General features: G+C 56.8%; 13 protein-coding genes. 6 read left to right on the top strand and 7 right to left on the bottom strand.

Going from position 1 to position 14,630, the window contains the following annotated elements; all coding sequences use genetic code 11:
- Positions 1-39: 39 nt before the first annotated feature.
- The 4 genes from copD to C934_RS0110750 all read right to left on the bottom strand — a co-directional run bounded on the left by copD (position 40) and on the right by C934_RS0110750 (position 2,414).
- Positions 40-918 carry a copper homeostasis membrane protein CopD gene (gene copD, locus C934_RS0110735; protein ID WP_018856723.1) on the bottom strand — a complete coding sequence of 293 codons (879 nt, stop codon included), beginning with the start codon at positions 916-918 and terminating at the stop codon, positions 40-42.
- Positions 915-1,283, bottom strand: coding sequence for a copper homeostasis periplasmic binding protein CopC (copC, locus tag C934_RS0110740; protein WP_018856724.1), 369 nt, complete (start codon positions 1,281-1,283; stop codon positions 915-917). Before copC ends, copD begins: the two co-directional genes overlap by 4 nt.
- A gap of 67 nt (positions 1,284-1,350) precedes the next feature.
- Positions 1,351-1,869: a copper chaperone PCu(A)C gene (locus C934_RS0110745; RefSeq protein WP_018856725.1), complete on the bottom strand. Its 519-nt coding sequence runs from the start codon at positions 1,867-1,869 to the stop codon at positions 1,351-1,353.
- Positions 1,870-2,039: 170 nt separating this feature from the next.
- Positions 2,040-2,414: a hypothetical protein gene (locus C934_RS0110750; protein WP_245267941.1), complete on the bottom strand. Its 375-nt coding sequence runs from the start codon at positions 2,412-2,414 to the stop codon at positions 2,040-2,042.
- Between the two features lie 245 nt (positions 2,415-2,659).
- Between C934_RS0110750 and C934_RS0110755 the strand changes: the two genes are divergently transcribed.
- Positions 2,660-6,289: a hydantoinase B/oxoprolinase family protein gene (locus C934_RS0110755; RefSeq protein WP_018856727.1), complete on the top strand. Its 3,630-nt coding sequence runs from the start codon at positions 2,660-2,662 to the stop codon at positions 6,287-6,289.
- Between the two features lie 17 nt (positions 6,290-6,306).
- On the opposite strand, the gene C934_RS0110760 is transcribed toward C934_RS0110755, so the two are convergent.
- Genes C934_RS0110760 through C934_RS0110770 form a run of 3 tightly spaced genes read right to left on the bottom strand, consistent with a single transcriptional unit; the run spans position 6,307 to position 9,352 of the window.
- Positions 6,307-7,176, bottom strand: coding sequence for a hypothetical protein (locus C934_RS0110760; protein ID WP_018856728.1), 870 nt, complete (start codon positions 7,174-7,176; stop codon positions 6,307-6,309).
- Positions 7,177-7,215: 39 nt separating this feature from the next.
- Positions 7,216-8,151, bottom strand: coding sequence for a glycosyltransferase (locus C934_RS0110765; protein WP_018856729.1), 936 nt, complete (start codon positions 8,149-8,151; stop codon positions 7,216-7,218).
- Positions 8,123-9,352: a glycosyltransferase family 4 protein gene (locus C934_RS0110770; protein WP_026371730.1), complete on the bottom strand. Its 1,230-nt coding sequence runs from the start codon at positions 9,350-9,352 to the stop codon at positions 8,123-8,125. Before C934_RS0110770 ends, C934_RS0110765 begins: the two co-directional genes overlap by 29 nt.
- Positions 9,353-9,739: 387 nt before the next feature.
- On the opposite strand from C934_RS0110770, the gene C934_RS0110775 reads away from it, so the two are divergent.
- From C934_RS0110775 to C934_RS0110795, 5 genes are all read left to right on the top strand, one after another.
- Positions 9,740-10,447, top strand: coding sequence for a hypothetical protein (locus tag C934_RS0110775; protein ID WP_018856731.1), 708 nt, complete (start codon positions 9,740-9,742; stop codon positions 10,445-10,447).
- Between the two features lie 18 nt (positions 10,448-10,465).
- Positions 10,466-12,049 carry an acyl-CoA ligase (AMP-forming), exosortase A system-associated gene (locus tag C934_RS0110780; protein ID WP_018856732.1) on the top strand — a complete coding sequence of 528 codons (1,584 nt, stop codon included), beginning with the start codon at positions 10,466-10,468 and terminating at the stop codon, positions 12,047-12,049.
- A 20-nt stretch (positions 12,050-12,069) separates the two neighbouring features.
- Positions 12,070-13,272 carry a pyridoxal-dependent decarboxylase, exosortase A system-associated gene (locus tag C934_RS0110785; RefSeq protein ID WP_018856733.1) on the top strand — a complete coding sequence of 401 codons (1,203 nt, stop codon included), beginning with the start codon at positions 12,070-12,072 and terminating at the stop codon, positions 13,270-13,272.
- Positions 13,273-13,309: 37 nt separating this feature from the next.
- Positions 13,310-13,585, top strand: a complete 276-nt coding sequence (locus tag C934_RS0110790) for an acyl carrier protein (RefSeq protein WP_018856734.1) — start codon at positions 13,310-13,312, stop codon at positions 13,583-13,585.
- A gap of 85 nt (positions 13,586-13,670) precedes the next feature.
- Positions 13,671-14,630, top strand: coding sequence for a glycosyltransferase family 2 protein (locus tag C934_RS0110795; RefSeq protein ID WP_018856735.1), 960 nt, complete (start codon positions 13,671-13,673; stop codon positions 14,628-14,630).

A 14,630-nucleotide genomic window follows, 5' to 3' on the forward strand; every position in this document is an offset into this window, starting at 1 on the left:
CAGCGACACCGTCATTTGACGTAGTTCAGCATCGACCGCTCAAGTCGGCTGCAGCATGCCAAACACGGCGACAAGCCCAAGCACGGCCAACCCCAGGACGATTTCGGCACAAGTCGCCCACGTGAGTGGCTGCAGCGACGGGTTGCGAGCAAGCCTTGGAACAAGAAGGTAGCGATTGCCTATCGCAAGCGCAATCAGGGCGAACACGATCAGGATCTTGATGCTGAGCAGAAGCTGATACTCGAGCTGCCAGTCCAGCGGAACGGATCCGACGATCAAGGCCGTATTGATGATGCCGGTCGTGATGACGAGTGACACGGCAACGTGACCCGCGGTTGAAAACCTCATCAACGCCGTCCGTGCGTCCTGCTGCCATCGGGTATCTCTCAATAACGGCAAGGTGACGACGATGGGGACCAAGGCGCCGAGCCAGGCGCCTCCCGACAGGAGATGAATCCCATCGTTGAGACGATGCATCATGCGTAACCAGCCGCTGTGCATTGCGGCATGGCCGCTGAGCGTGAGACTGACGAGCAGGAACGCGGCGCTAGCCGCACGGGCACCGTATCTGAAACGGCCCGTTGCCATGCAAGACACGATCAAAAGTCCGGCGGCACCAGCCTGGGTAATCCAGGCCTGCCCGACATTGGTCCCTGTAAGGACGGAGGATAGCATTTGCGGCGCGAGCGCGTCGGCCCAGCCCTCGCCGATCGCAGCCGCTCGCAGCGGGAGCAGGGACGCGGTCGTGCCGATGATCAGAAGCGTTGAGAGGCCATAGCAATGACGGATCCGTCGGCCCACCTGTGCCGCCAGATCTGCTGGCGCAATCCAGCAGATGTAGGCTGATGCGCCCCACAAAAATATGGCGGAACCATAGAACAGGAAGCGGCAAAGGACGAGCGCGGCGTCGGGTGTCACGGCTTGACCGTGAAGCCGTATGCGCCCGTGGTCTTATGGCCGTCTGTGGAAAGAACGTGCCATTCCACTTCATAGGCGCCGGGGTCGAGCTTTTCCGAAAGAGGAACCATCAAGGTCTTTCCTTCATCCATCAGCATGGCGTCGCCGGTCTTCACTGAAGCCTTGTCCGGGCCGATGACTTTCACGCCGGAGAATTTAAGATCCAGTTCTTCGGAAAAGTGCAGATCGAGTTCGGCTGGGGCGGTTGCCACGGTTGCCTTGTCGGCAGGTACGCTCTCGGTCAGATGAGCGTGTGCAAGAGCTTGCCCGGCAAATATGACGAGGGCAAGGGCCGACAATGCGGCAAAGCGTTTGTGTTTGGACATGTTCCTATCTCGTAGTCTGATCATGGTTCTGATGCGGTAGAGCACGCGAGCCTGCCGGTCGCGGCCCCTATTGCGGCTTTGACATGTCCATGCCACCCATATCCGAGTGGCCGTCTTTTGCGGATGCATTCGCTCCGCCGGCGCTACCGACTGTAAACTCGACATCCACCGATCCAGCCTTCTCGAAGGTCAGGGTCGCCTTGATCGTCTCCCCTTGCTTGAATGGCTGCGCGACGTCCATGAACATGATGTGGAAGCCGCCCGGCTTCAGCTCGACGGTCTGACCAGCGGGAATGACGAGGCCGCCAGCGACGGGGCGCATCGTCATGACGCCGTTGTTGACGCTCATTTGATGAACTTCGGTTTTTGCCGCCCGGTCGGATGTGATGCTGACGAGCCTGTCATCGGCCGAACCGGTGTTGGTCAGGTTCAGGTAGCCACCCCCGACCTTGGCACCCGGCACCATGGCTCGAGTGCGGGGGTGGCCGATGTCGATGGCGCCCACCTTGATGTCATTGGCGGACGCGATTGCGGCAAACAGGCCGGCAAAGATCAGGCCTGTGATCAGTATGATCAGTTTCTTCATAGGTGCTCCTGACAGGATCATCTCTCGCGACGATGCACGACGGCAGAGAGAAAAAGGTCATTGCGAAATGGATAATTGGATACGGGTGCGATCTGCTTCCGGCCAACTGCACCTAAGCGCAGGTCAGTGGCCACTGTAACAAGCATCGCGGCATGAGCCGAAATGCTTGTTCAAGCAAAGGCAGAAATGGCCGGAGGTGCCCTCGGACCGGTGTTCGGCGGCAGGATCCGCCGGAAAGAAACGTCCACGTCGTAGGGCCGCATGGCAGCGGTCGTGATACGAGGACGTTTATCCCGATAATTGTCAGGGACTGGCAACAGGACCGACGCAGCGATCCGGCAAGCCTCACAACCCTGCGCTTGCTGCGCCGTATCATGCTTGCTCATCCCGTCTGCCTTGCCCGCGATGCAGATAACGGGAAGCGTGCCGTCTGGCAGAACATACTCTGCAAACTCGGAGGGAACGAAGGCGCCTTTGGCAAAAGACGGCGTTTGATGGGCGAAGCCGACAAACAGCAGCGCGATGGCGCAGGTCATGCGCAACATCCACCGCATGATCATCGCGTATCTCGCCTGCAACCGTTTCTCCTTCGCTGACGCGAACGTCTCTACGGAGCACAGCAATAGATCCCAATGCGGCAATTTGAAAGAGGCCCAAAGCGATATAGCTTGAGTTATCGCAAACACGGATGCCTGCACATTGAATGCGCAAGGCAAATTGTACATTGTCTGGGTGAGCGAGCGCGGCACCGACTGCGATTTTTTTGGCGTCCGGCACGGGAGCGTGGAACATGTCTGATGGGGCCTGGGATTTCTGGATCGATCGAGGAGGCACTTTCACGGATATTATTGGCCGTGCACCCGATGGCAGTTTGCATCCGCGAAAGCTGCTCTCCGAAAATCCGGAATCTTATCGCGATGCTGCGATCCACGGGATTCGAGGCCTGCTTGGTCTCGGGCCGACGGACAAGATACTGTCCGATCGCATTGGCGACATTCGCATGGGCACGACCGTGGCGACCAACGCGCTTCTGGAACGCAAGGGGGACAGGGTCATCTTGTTGATTACCAAGGGCTTTCGCGACGCGCTTCGGATTGCCTACCAGGCACGCCCCGACATTTTCGCCAAGGAGATCATTCTGCCGGAACAGCTCTACGAGCAGGTCGTGGAAGTCCACGAACGCATTCGCGTGGATGGTTCGATCGAGGTGCCGCTCGAGACGAGCGCTGTAGAGCAGGCAATTGCCAGAGCAAGGATTGATGGGATTGATGCGGTCGCCATCGTGTTCATGCACTCCTACAAATATCCGCAGCACGAGAAAGTGGTCGCCGATCTCTGCCGGGCAGCGGGATTCAAACAGATTTCGGTGAGCCATGAGGTCTCGCCGTTGCTCAAGCTCGTCGGCCGGGGCGATACGACGGTCGTCGACGCCTATCTCTCGCCCATTCTATCTCGGTATGTTCAACAGGTGGCAAGCGAACTCGGAGTAGAACAGGCCGGGAAAACGTCGCCGCGACTGAATTTCATGATGTCCTCGGGAGGCCTGACCGCCGCCCATATGTTTCAGGGTAAGGATGCACTCCTTTCGGGGCCCGCTGGCGGTGTGGTTGGTATGGTGGAGACCGCGAAACTTGCGGGGTTCCATAAGGTTATCGGCTTTGACATGGGGGGCACCTCAACCGATGTGGCCCATTATGATGGCGAGTACGAACGCGTCTTCGATACCGAAGTTGCAGGCGTTCGAGTGCGCGCGCCGATGATGCGCATTCATACCGTCGCTGCCGGCGGCGGCTCCATCCTTCATTTTGAAACAGGTCGCTTTCGCGTCGGTCCCGATTCGGCGGGCGCCAATCCCGGACCCGCCTGCTATCGTCGTGGCGGAGAGTTGGCGGTAACGGACGCCAACGTCATGCTCGGAAAACTGCAGCCGGATCTGTTTCCCGCAATCTTCGGGCCGGCCCAGAACGAACCACTCGATACCGAGGCCGTGCGCGAGAAGTTCGAGGCAATGTCCGCGCAAGCCGCCAGCGGACACAGCCCGGAGAGCGTCGCGGAAGGCTTCATAAAGATCGCGGTTGAGAATATGGCCAATGCCATCAAGAAAATCTCGGTGCAGCGTGGCTACGACGTGACAGGATACCTTCTGAACTGCTTCGGTGGTGCGGGTGGGCAGCACGCCTGCCTTGTTGCCGATGCCCTCGGCATGTCGATGGTGTTGGTTCACCCCTTTTCCGGTCTGCTGTCTGCTTACGGCATGGGCTTGTCATCGATCTTCGCATCCCGTCAACAAGCGTTCATTGAGCCTCTTTCGGAAGCGTCGCTCCCAGAACTTGACCGCTTGATCAAAACCCTGAGGATCGGTGTTCGTGACGAATTGCAGGCGCAAGGCATTTCGCCCGATGCAATGGAGTTCAGGCCCGTCCTCGCCTTGCGATACGAGGGTACGGATACTGCGCTCCCGGTCGATTTTGGCCTTGGTTCGATATCCGATGCCAGGACCGACTTCGAGCGGGCGCACAAGGCGCAGTTCGGCTTCGTCTATGACGGTAAAACGGTCGTCGTTGAATCCGTGAGCGTCGAGGGAACCGACCGATCCGAGGGCCGCAATCAGGAGACAAGTCACGAGGCGGCGGCAAGTCCTGCCCGTGCCTCAGAAACTCGGCCAGTCTTCTTCGAAGGCTCCTGGCGTGATACCGGCGTCTTCAGGCGAGAGGATCTCTTTCCGGGTTGCCAGGCACTCGGCCCGGCACTTGTCATCGAAGCCAATCAAACAATCGTCGTCGAGCCGGGATGGCGGGCGGAGATCACCGCGAATAACCACGTGCTGCTCCGCCGTGTTGAAGCGAAGAAGAACGTAGCCGCCCTTGGGACCGATGCCGATCCGATCATGCTGGAGATATTCAACAATCTCTTCATGTCCATCGCCGAACAGATGGGTGTCACACTTCAAAACACCGCCTATTCCGTCAACATCAAGGAACGATTGGATTTTTCGTGTGCTGTCTTCGACCGAACCGGCGCGCTCGTAGCCAATGCACCGCATATGCCGGTTCACCTGGGATCCATGGACCGGTCAGTAGAGACAATAATCAAGTTGAACGCAGGGCACATCCACCCGGGCGATGTGTTTGCTCTTAACGCCCCGTACAACGGCGGAACACATCTCCCCGACATAACAGTCGTCACGCCTGTGTTTGATGACGCAGGATCCACGATCCTGTTTTATGTTGCTTCGCGCGGGCATCACGCCGATGTTGGCGGAACAGCGCCGGGCTCAATGACCCCGCTTGCAACGACCGTCGAGGAAGAAGGTGTTCTCTTCGATAACTTTCAACTCGTCGAACGCGGTCGCTTCCGTGAATCCGAACTGCTCGAGCTCCTGACAAATCATCCTTATCCGGCGCGCAATCCGCAACAGAACATCGCCGATCTAAAGGCTCAAATTGCTTCAAACGAAAAGGGCGTGGCGGAACTGCGCAAAATGGTTGCTCATTTCGGCCTGTCGGTGGTCGAAGCCTATATGGGACACGTCCAGGACAATGCGGCTGAAAGCGTGCGCCGCGTCATCGAGCGGTTGCCGGACACCGCCCAGTACGACTATCCAACCGACACCGGTCAGCTGATCAGGGTCAAGATTACAGTCGATCGCCAGAGCCGTGAATCGACCGTGGATTTCACTGGAACCTCGGCGGTTCAGGCCAACAATTTCAATGCGCCCGAGCCGGTCACCCGCGCTGCCGTTCTTTATGCTTTCCGCGTGATGGTCGAAGCCAATATTCCGATGAACGCCGGCTGCCTGAGGCCGATCAAGATTATAATCCCCGACGGCTGCATGCTAAAACCGGCTTATCCGGCAGCGGTTGTCGCCGGAAATGTCGAGACATCGCAGCATGTCACCAACGCGCTCTTCGCCGCCATGGGGGCGATGGCCAATGCGCAGGGAACGATGAACAATCTGACCTTCGGAAATGCGAAATACCAATACTACGAGACAATATGCTCGGGCTCTCCGGCAGGACAGATGAATGATGGCCGGGGCTTTGCCGGAACCGCTGGTGTTCACACGCACATGACGAATTCGCGGCTCACCGATCCGGAGGTCCTGGAGCTTCGATTCCCGGTTCTTCTGGAAGATTTCCACATCAGGCCGAATTCAGGCGGCAAAGGCACCTGGAACTCGGGCGACGGAACGGAACGAACCATTCGCTTTCTCGAGCGGATGGAATGCGCTATCTTGTCCTCCCATCGCAACCAGCCGCCTCGCGGCATAAGCGGGGGCGGTGACGGTCGTCTGGGCGCAACGAGAGTGCTTCGCCTGGATGGCAGCGTGGAGACGCTGAAGGCAAGCGATCAAACGGTCTTGGAAGCCGGCGAGGCCATTACGGTCACGACGCCAACGGGCGGCGGCTTCGGAGCCTGATTGTCATTCGCCGGCGGTTATCGAGCCTCCAGCGGGGTCCCATCATCCCAGACATTGCCCCGCCATATGTTGCCCTCTCCCCCATCGTAAAAAGAGGTGGTTGGTCCATAGACGGCGCAGTTGCCATTTGGTCCTCGTTCCCACACGTTGTCGACAACCACAATATAGGTGGGATTGTCGCCAAATGGTTTGCCATGGTTCAGTCCGAACGATGTACAAAAACCACCCGGTGTTGCCAGAAAGAGATTATGCTCGAAGGTGAATCTCGATAGTGACGCAAAATCACCATAGATCTGAGCGCTCCCGGAGCATCCACCTCCAACATCATTATCCGGCACGTCGCATCCTATCGTGTTGTGACGAAGCGTGACATCACCCCAACCAAAGGCCGCATAGCCGCCGAGGTGTTGCGGCTGTTCAGGCTGCATGTATTGGCCATGCAACCAAGAATCCTCAATGAGGCAGTTCGGCGAACAATGGATGCTTGCCCCCCCACCCTTTACTTCGACACGTCTCACGGTCATGTTCGAATAACCAAGGGCAGCGCTCTGCCAGCTTCCGGCATTGACGACACTGTCCTCGATCGTAAGGGAGGCGCCAGGGGTATCGACGTCGATCCGATTTGTCGTGCTTCGCGTTATTCGAACGCCGGGCGCCTTGATGTACAAGTCGCAGGTCACGCGTTTGGAATCAATCACTGTATTCGGTTCCGTTATGCCGCACGGACCGGTATAGGGCGCAAGCTCGGTGCCCTTGGGCACGCCCGTATTGTTCGGGCCAGGGAACGAGTTGCGATCGATTGCCAGCGCGCTGCGGGCAACCGGCACAAACACGACTAGAACCGACAGACCAAGCAGGGCAATCTTTTCTTTGAGTAGCCTCTGCATGGCCCCTTACCTTTCGACGGGCATTAACTTGATCGGTGCTTACGTATTCTTCGAAGGAGTTCCAGACACGGACCGCGGGTTCCAACGTTGGCTCAGCGTCGTCGCATTGGTCGCGCCACAGGAAAGCGAAAGCATGATTGCGGCTCTGTAGCTACGGATAAGAACGAGACCGACGAAGGCAAGGCCGCGCGCCCTCCAACCGTTCAATCGGTCTGAAACGCAGATTCGCCTTAATTCTGCAACGGGAGAAAGAGCAACGGCGACGGCTCGCAATATCCAGCGCAACCTCCAGCCCTGCTGTCCCTTTGCACGGGCGAAGTCGTGGGCAGTGTGTCGTTGCCACTTCAGGCCCAATTCAGAAAAACTCTTGCGAGCCGGATGGTAGGCAATCATTCTCTCGCAATAATGTGTCCGATAGCCTTTCCCCAACGCCCGTTGTCCCCAATCACGATCCTCAGCAATATCGATGCCACCAAAATTGCCAATCGAGGCAAAAATCTCCGTGCGTACTGCCAGATTGCCCGTTCCCGTAAACCCTTGCTTTTCGATGTATTCTTTCATGCGATACGCGAATACGCTTTCGTAGGCTTCGAGAAGCGTCGGATGCTTTGGATCGTCACACCCGATCCGTACGTCTCCGCCAAGGATGGACTTGCTTCTATCAGCGGAGAACTGATGCGTGATTTCATCTAGCCAACCGTCTGCGGCAACACAGTCAGCATCGATGAAAGCCAAGGTGTCTCCCGCAGCGTTTGCTACACCAAGATTTCTGGCGGGGCCCGGACCAGGAACTGGTTGCGACAGCAGTTTGACATTTGGAAAGGCAGCGCAAATCTCCGCTGGCATCTCTCTGGACCCGTTGTCCACCACGATTATCTCGAACGAAAGCCCAGGGTTATTCTTGAGTGTCAGCGACATCAAGCAGCGTCGAAGCAATTCGGGCTGGTCAAGATGCGGGATAATGACGCTTATCATCGACGCCCAATCTCCTGCGAAATACTGTGCGATAGGCCGTCAGATAGCGACGAGCTTCGTTCGCCCACTGGAACTCACGATCGGCGACAGATCGCCCGACGGCTGACATCTCCGCGCAGCACTGTGGATCGTCCACAAGCGCGAGAATTCCGGTTGCGAGTGCTTCTGGCGAATGCTCCTTAACCACGAGCGCCGCTTCTGTTGCATCACGCGTGGCTTGCCGAAGATTGAACTGAACGATGGGAAGGCCCAACATCATGTATTCAAAGACCTTGTTCATTGAGAGCTTGTCGTTGAATTCATTGGGTGGGTCAGGAATGACTCCAATGTTTAGTGCAGACAGGTGAGCCATGAGGGGCTGGCCACTCAAATAGCCACTGAAGCGAACGGTATCGCCAAGGTTGAGGTCGGTCGCGAGCTTTTTCAGTCGGCTAAGCTCCGGACCGTCACCAATGATGAGGCCGTGGACATCGTCTCTCTTGCGATGATGGACAATCTCGGCGAGGGCGCGGACCATGGTCTCAACCCCGTCCTGTTCGCCCATAATGCCGAGATAGCCGACCAGGTGCTTGCCGGGGACAACGAGCGACTGATCAGGAATTGTGCGCCGGAACCGTGAAGCTTCTGGGTAGCTTTTGACGACAACTACACGATCGGGGGCCATTCCACCGCGAGAGATTGCAATGTCGCGGAACGTCTCGTTTGTCGCAATACTGACATCGGCCAACCGGAAGGTCTGCCGTTCAAAGAAGCAGAGCAATCGGTGAAAGATGTCCTTGCGTCCGAACTTGGTAGCGTAGAGCTCCGGGCTGAGATCGTGATGGTCGAATACAAAGCGGGTGCCGAACAGCAATTTGTGGATCAGGGCAACGAGGAACATCAGATCCGGGGGATTGCATGCCTGAATGGCGTCAATTGACTGGCGCCGCCGGACGCGGAATGAAAGACGTGTCTGATGAAACAGCGCGAGGCAATACTCTCTCAAGTAGCCAGTCGCGCTGGTGGCTTCCCGAAGCGGATGCCGGTAAATATGGATGCCGTCCAGAACTTCATAGCTTTTGTCGTACCCCTTTCCTTTGGGGCAAATCACGGACACCTCGTAACCGGCGTCGTTTAGGGCCCGGGCTTCCTGCCATACCCTGCGATCGAACGGGACCGGCAGATTCTCGACCAGGATCAGAATGTGATGGTTGCTAGGAATGGCGGCCTCCCGCGTGTTGAAAACACATCAAGGCTCAAAGATACGGCCCTGCCGGGACGGCATTCCAGTTAGCAAACCGGTTAAAAAAGGCGGCTTTTAGTTGATCTGTGGTTCACCCATATGGGTATCTATGAATCGGTTCAGTATTATATGTAAAAATCTTTAGTAATTTCCAAGTGTACATGAGTTCCAAAAGGGAAATGGGCGGTGCCGGAGGGTGTTTACAAAGAAAAAGTTGGAAGTACATTGCTTTGTCCAATTTCTTCTGGCGACGTGCAGCGAGTGGCGAACTTCCTGCATGCGGAACTAAATGGGAAATTGTCGCCAGCGACGTGGGCCTCAGCGATACGACCGTCTTGGAAGTCGACATCCCCCAATCACGGGTACATGCTGATTGCAGGCGAGCAAATCGTCGGTGTGTATGTTGCTTTTTATTCGGACCGACGGGTTGGGCAAACCGTCGAGAAGTTCTGCAACCTGAGTGCCTGGTGCGTCCTGGATGGTTATCGGGCCCATGGTCTACGACTCCTGAAGGCACTTCTCGGCCAGGATGGCTACACGTTCACGGACCTTTCGCCGAGTGGCAATGTCGTTCCGCTCAACCGACGGCTCAAATTTCAGTTAATCAACACTGCCGTTGCGATGGTGATAAATCTTCCTCGGCCGAGTTGGGGAAGCGGCGTTTCGATCGTCACCGATCCTCATCTCATCGAGCGTTATCTCGACGCTCGCAATCTCGGTATCTACAGGGATCATGCTCTTGCGCCCGCCGCGCATCATCTCGCTGTGATAAAGGGCGATCGTTGCTGCTACGTCATCTTTCGCAAGGATACGCGCAAACGGATGAGGGTGTTTGCGTCGATCTTGCATGTCGGGGACCGCGACCTTTTCGCGGAGACCGCTCACCACGTCTACAGCTACTTGCTAACGCGCTTTGGGATCGTCGCGACCTTTGTCGAAGAGCGCTTTGCCGACGTGCACCCAAGGCTTTCCATCTCGCTTCGATCCCCGCGCCCACGGATGTTCTTGAGTGATCGGGTGTCTCCAAGCGAGGTCGATTACCTCTACAGCGAACTAACCTGCGTACCCTGGTAGCGAGGAGTTTCGAGATCAATGCAGCCGACGATCAAGATCAACATTTCCGATCTGCTTCGCCACGGGGCAGCTTCGTTCGGCAATTCTCCTGCCCTGACATACAAGAATACCACTACTGGCTACGCTCAGCTTTGGCAAAACGCCTGCGGATTCGCATCAGCCCTGGATGCCATCGAGACGGCCCCGGGTGACCGGGTGGCGATTTTCCTCGACAAGCGGCCAGAGACCGCCGTCTCGATATTCGGTACTGCTGCAGCTCGCTGCGTAACGGTGCCAATCAACCCCATTCTCAGGCCACAGCAAGTCGCCTATATATTAGCGGACTGCGATGTCAGGATATTGGTCACGTCCGCAGATCGCCTGGCCCTACTCCAGGGACACCTTGCCGGAGTTCAATCGCTCCAACATGTCATACTCGTCGATGGCACAAACACAGAAGCACAAAAGGACGGCACCTGCCCGTGCATCCACTCTTGGATCGAGATCGTTCCGACGGAGGCATCGCCTCCGTTGCAAAGAGGCGTTGATTGTGACGTTGCCGCCATTCTCTACACATCTGGAAGTACCGGCAAGCCGAAGGGGGTCGTTCTCAGCCATCGCAATATGATCGTCGGCGCTGAGAGCGTAAGCCACTATCTCGGGAACAGTCCGCACGACACGATTCTGTCAGTTCTACCACTGAGTTTCGATGCGGGACTAAGTCAGCTTACGACAGCCTTCAACTCGGGTGCACACGTCGTTCTCATGAACTATCTTCTGCCTGGCGATGTCGTACGGCTTTGCGAGAAGCACAAAGTGACCGGCATTACCGGCGTTCCGCCTTTCTGGATCCAAGTTGGAGCTCTCGACTGGCCAACGGAAGTCGGTGCTAGGCTACGCTACTTTGCAAATACGGGTGGGAGGATGCCGAAGGCAACACTCGACCGGCTGCGCGCGTCCTTCCCCAATGCGCTTCCATATCTGATGTATGGCCTGACGGAGGCTTTTCGATCAACCTATCTCGATCCGACCGAGATCGACCGTCGACCGGATTCGATCGGCAAGGCGATTCCCAATGCGGAAATTCTCGTCGTGCGGCCAGACGGGACGCTTTGCGATCCTGGCGAACCCGGCGAACTGGTTCACAGGGGCCCGCTCGTGGCGCTTGGATACTGGAACGATCCTGCCCGCACCAGCGAGCGCTTTCGGCCATTGCCCGGGACGGGTTCAACCTGGCGGCAACCGGAAATGGCGGTGTTTTCGGGAGATACTGTGGTTCGTGATGAGGAAGGCTTCCTGTATTTCGTCGGTCGCCGGGATGAAATGATCAAGACGTCTGGTTACCGTGTCAGCCCGACCGAAATCGAGGAAGTTGCATATGCCACGGGTCTGGCCCGTGACGCAGTGGCTATGGGAATCGATGATCAGGCGCTCGGTCAACGGATTGTACTGGTTGCTAGCCCGGTTGCCGAGACACTCGACGTGGGTGCACTGTTAACGGCGTTCAGACATCGACTGCCGCAGTACATGGTGCCGTCGAAAGTCATCGAAATGGCGTCCATTCCGACCAATCCAAACGGCAAGTTCGACCGCGTACTCTTGAGGGAGCAATTGGGACAGTGAGTGCACATCCTTCCATTGACATGTTTGACGTGACCGAAGACTGTTTGGCAGTTGGAGGGATAGGCCTTGATCGTCTGGCCGAGCGGGTCGGAAGCACACCTTTCTTCGCCTATGATCGCCGATTGATCACTGCACGGGTCGGGTATCTTCGTTCGGTTCTGCCGAAGGAGGTTCGGCTGAGCTATGCCATCAAGGCCAATCCAATGCCAGCGGTGGTCCAGCATCTGTCGGGCCTTGTCGATTCACTCGATGTTGCTTCCGCCTACGAAATGAAGACAGCCCTGGATACGACAGTGCCTGCCTCCAGCATCAGTTTTGCCGGGCCCGGCAAAACGTCGGCTGAACTGATCCAGGCGGTTGCCGCTGGTGTAACGATCGAGATGGAATCGGGAACTGAGGCTTTGCGTATTGTCGAAGCCGGAAATCGCCTTGGTATCCGACCGAGGGTGGCGTTGAGGGTGAACCCGAATTTCCAAGTCAAGGGATCCGGGATGAAGATGGGTGGTGGCCCACAGCAGTTTGGCGTTGATGCCGAAGAGGTGCCGTCACTCCTTGAAAAGCTTGCGGGCGCAGATCTGGAGTTTCTCGGGTTTCACGTGTTCGCGGGATCGCAAAATCTTCACGCAGATATTCTCTGCGAAGCTTTCTCCCGCAACGTCGAACTGCTGCTGGATCTTTCCGGGAAGTACGGACACGTCGTTCGCTACCTCAATCTCGGTGGTGGTTTCGGAATTCCGTATTTTGAGAAAGATCGCCCTCTCGATCTCGTTCCTGTCGGAAAAAGGCTTGGCGAGCTGGTTGAGAGCGCGATTCTGCCTGTATTGCCCGATGCGAAAGTCGTCATCGAACTCGGTCGGTACCTCGTCGGTGAATCTGGCGTCTATGTAACGAAAGTGGTCGAACGGAAGGTATCACGCGGACGGGTCTATCTGGTGGTTGACGGAGGTCTTCATCATCAACTGGCCGCATCAGGCAATTTTGGTCAGGTGATCCGGCGCAACTATCCAATCGCCATCGGCAACAAGATGAATGCGCCCGAGCTGGAGACTGTATCTGTGGTCGGATGCCTTTGCACGCCCCTGGATCTGCTGGGTGACAATGTTTGTTTGCCACGTGCAGAGGCGGGCGATCTCGTCGTTGTCTTCCAGGCCGGCGCATACGGCCTGACTGCCAGTCCAACAGCATTTTTGGGGCATCCAATGCCGCTGGAGGTGCTCGTTTGAAACCTCGTCATCAATACTGCTATCGTTGTGAGGCACCATGAATTCTTCAACATTTGAATCCGTCAAGGATGTCATCGCCGAAACCCTCGAAATCGAGGACAAGGGTCGCATCGCCGACCCCTCAACCCCACTGTTCGGGAGTCTCCCCGAACTTGATTCATTTGCCGTGCTGAGCCTGATGGCGGCCATTGAATCTCGATTTGGAATTCAAATCGATGACGACAACTTCAGCGCCGAACTATTCGAAACCGTGGGATCGCTGGCATCATTCGTGGACCTGCACCGGTCGAAAACCGATGCCCCTCTCGGCTAGAAAATTCAGGAAACAAAGCATCCAAGGCGGTAACTGGCGCGATGACTGTCGGCAAGTTTGAAAGTGGAAAGCGGAGGAGCCGAACATGACGGTGCTCGCGGGAAATGTTCTCGATCAACTGGATCCTGGCGAAACTCGGCCAAGCGTGGTCGTTGTCATCGTAACTTTCAACAGTGCCAGCGCCTTGCCGGCGCTACTGGATTCCCTTGTCGGCGGTCTTGAAGGTGTGGATTACTTTGAAGTCATTGTCGTCGACAATAATTCTCGGGATGGCTCGGCAGAAATCGCTGAAGCACATCCGGTCCGCCCCACAGTTATCCGCACGGGCCGAAATGCTGGCTACGCGGCAGCGATCAATATTGCCTCAAGCAAAGCGGCAACCGCATCCCATCTTCTGATCTTAAATCCCGACCTTCGGCTCTATCCGGGTGCGGTCAAACCGCTCATTGAGCGGGGAACAACCTCAAAGGTTGGGGTCGTCGTTCCACTCAATTATAAAGAAGACGGGTCGGTCGACCCGACCTTAAGACGCGAGCCCTCGATTATCACCGCGTGGGCGGATGCTATTTTAGGGGGCAGGCTGGCTGCGCGCCTTGGGGTCGGTGAAATCATAGGTGAGCGCCGCCATTACGATCAACGCAGGCCCGTCCAATGGGCAACAGGATCGGCTCTGCTCGTAACGACCGAGGCTCGGAAAGCTGTCGGTGCATGGGACGAGTCGTTTTTTCTCTACAGCGAAGAAGTGGAATATCAGCGCAGGATCCGCGAAGCAGGATTTGAGATCGTCTTTGAGCCGCGCTCGAAGGTGATGCATGCGAGTGGGGGAAGCGGTGCCGGCCCTCGGCTCTTTGCACTGCTGACAGCCAACAGAATTCGCTATTACCGTCGCCACCATGGGGCGCTGCAAACCTCAATATTCAAATTGGGCGTGATTATCGAACATACCGCCAGATTGTGGCGTGGCGCGTCACATCGTGCAGCGCTGGTGAGCGCGCTGACGCCAGGTCGATCAGCTGCCGCGTTTGTTGAAAGTACACGGGGTTAG

This window comes from Rhizobium sp. 42MFCr.1 (assembly GCF_000377185.1).
Taxonomy (GTDB): Bacteria; Pseudomonadota; Alphaproteobacteria; order Rhizobiales; family Rhizobiaceae; genus Rhizobium; species Rhizobium altiplani.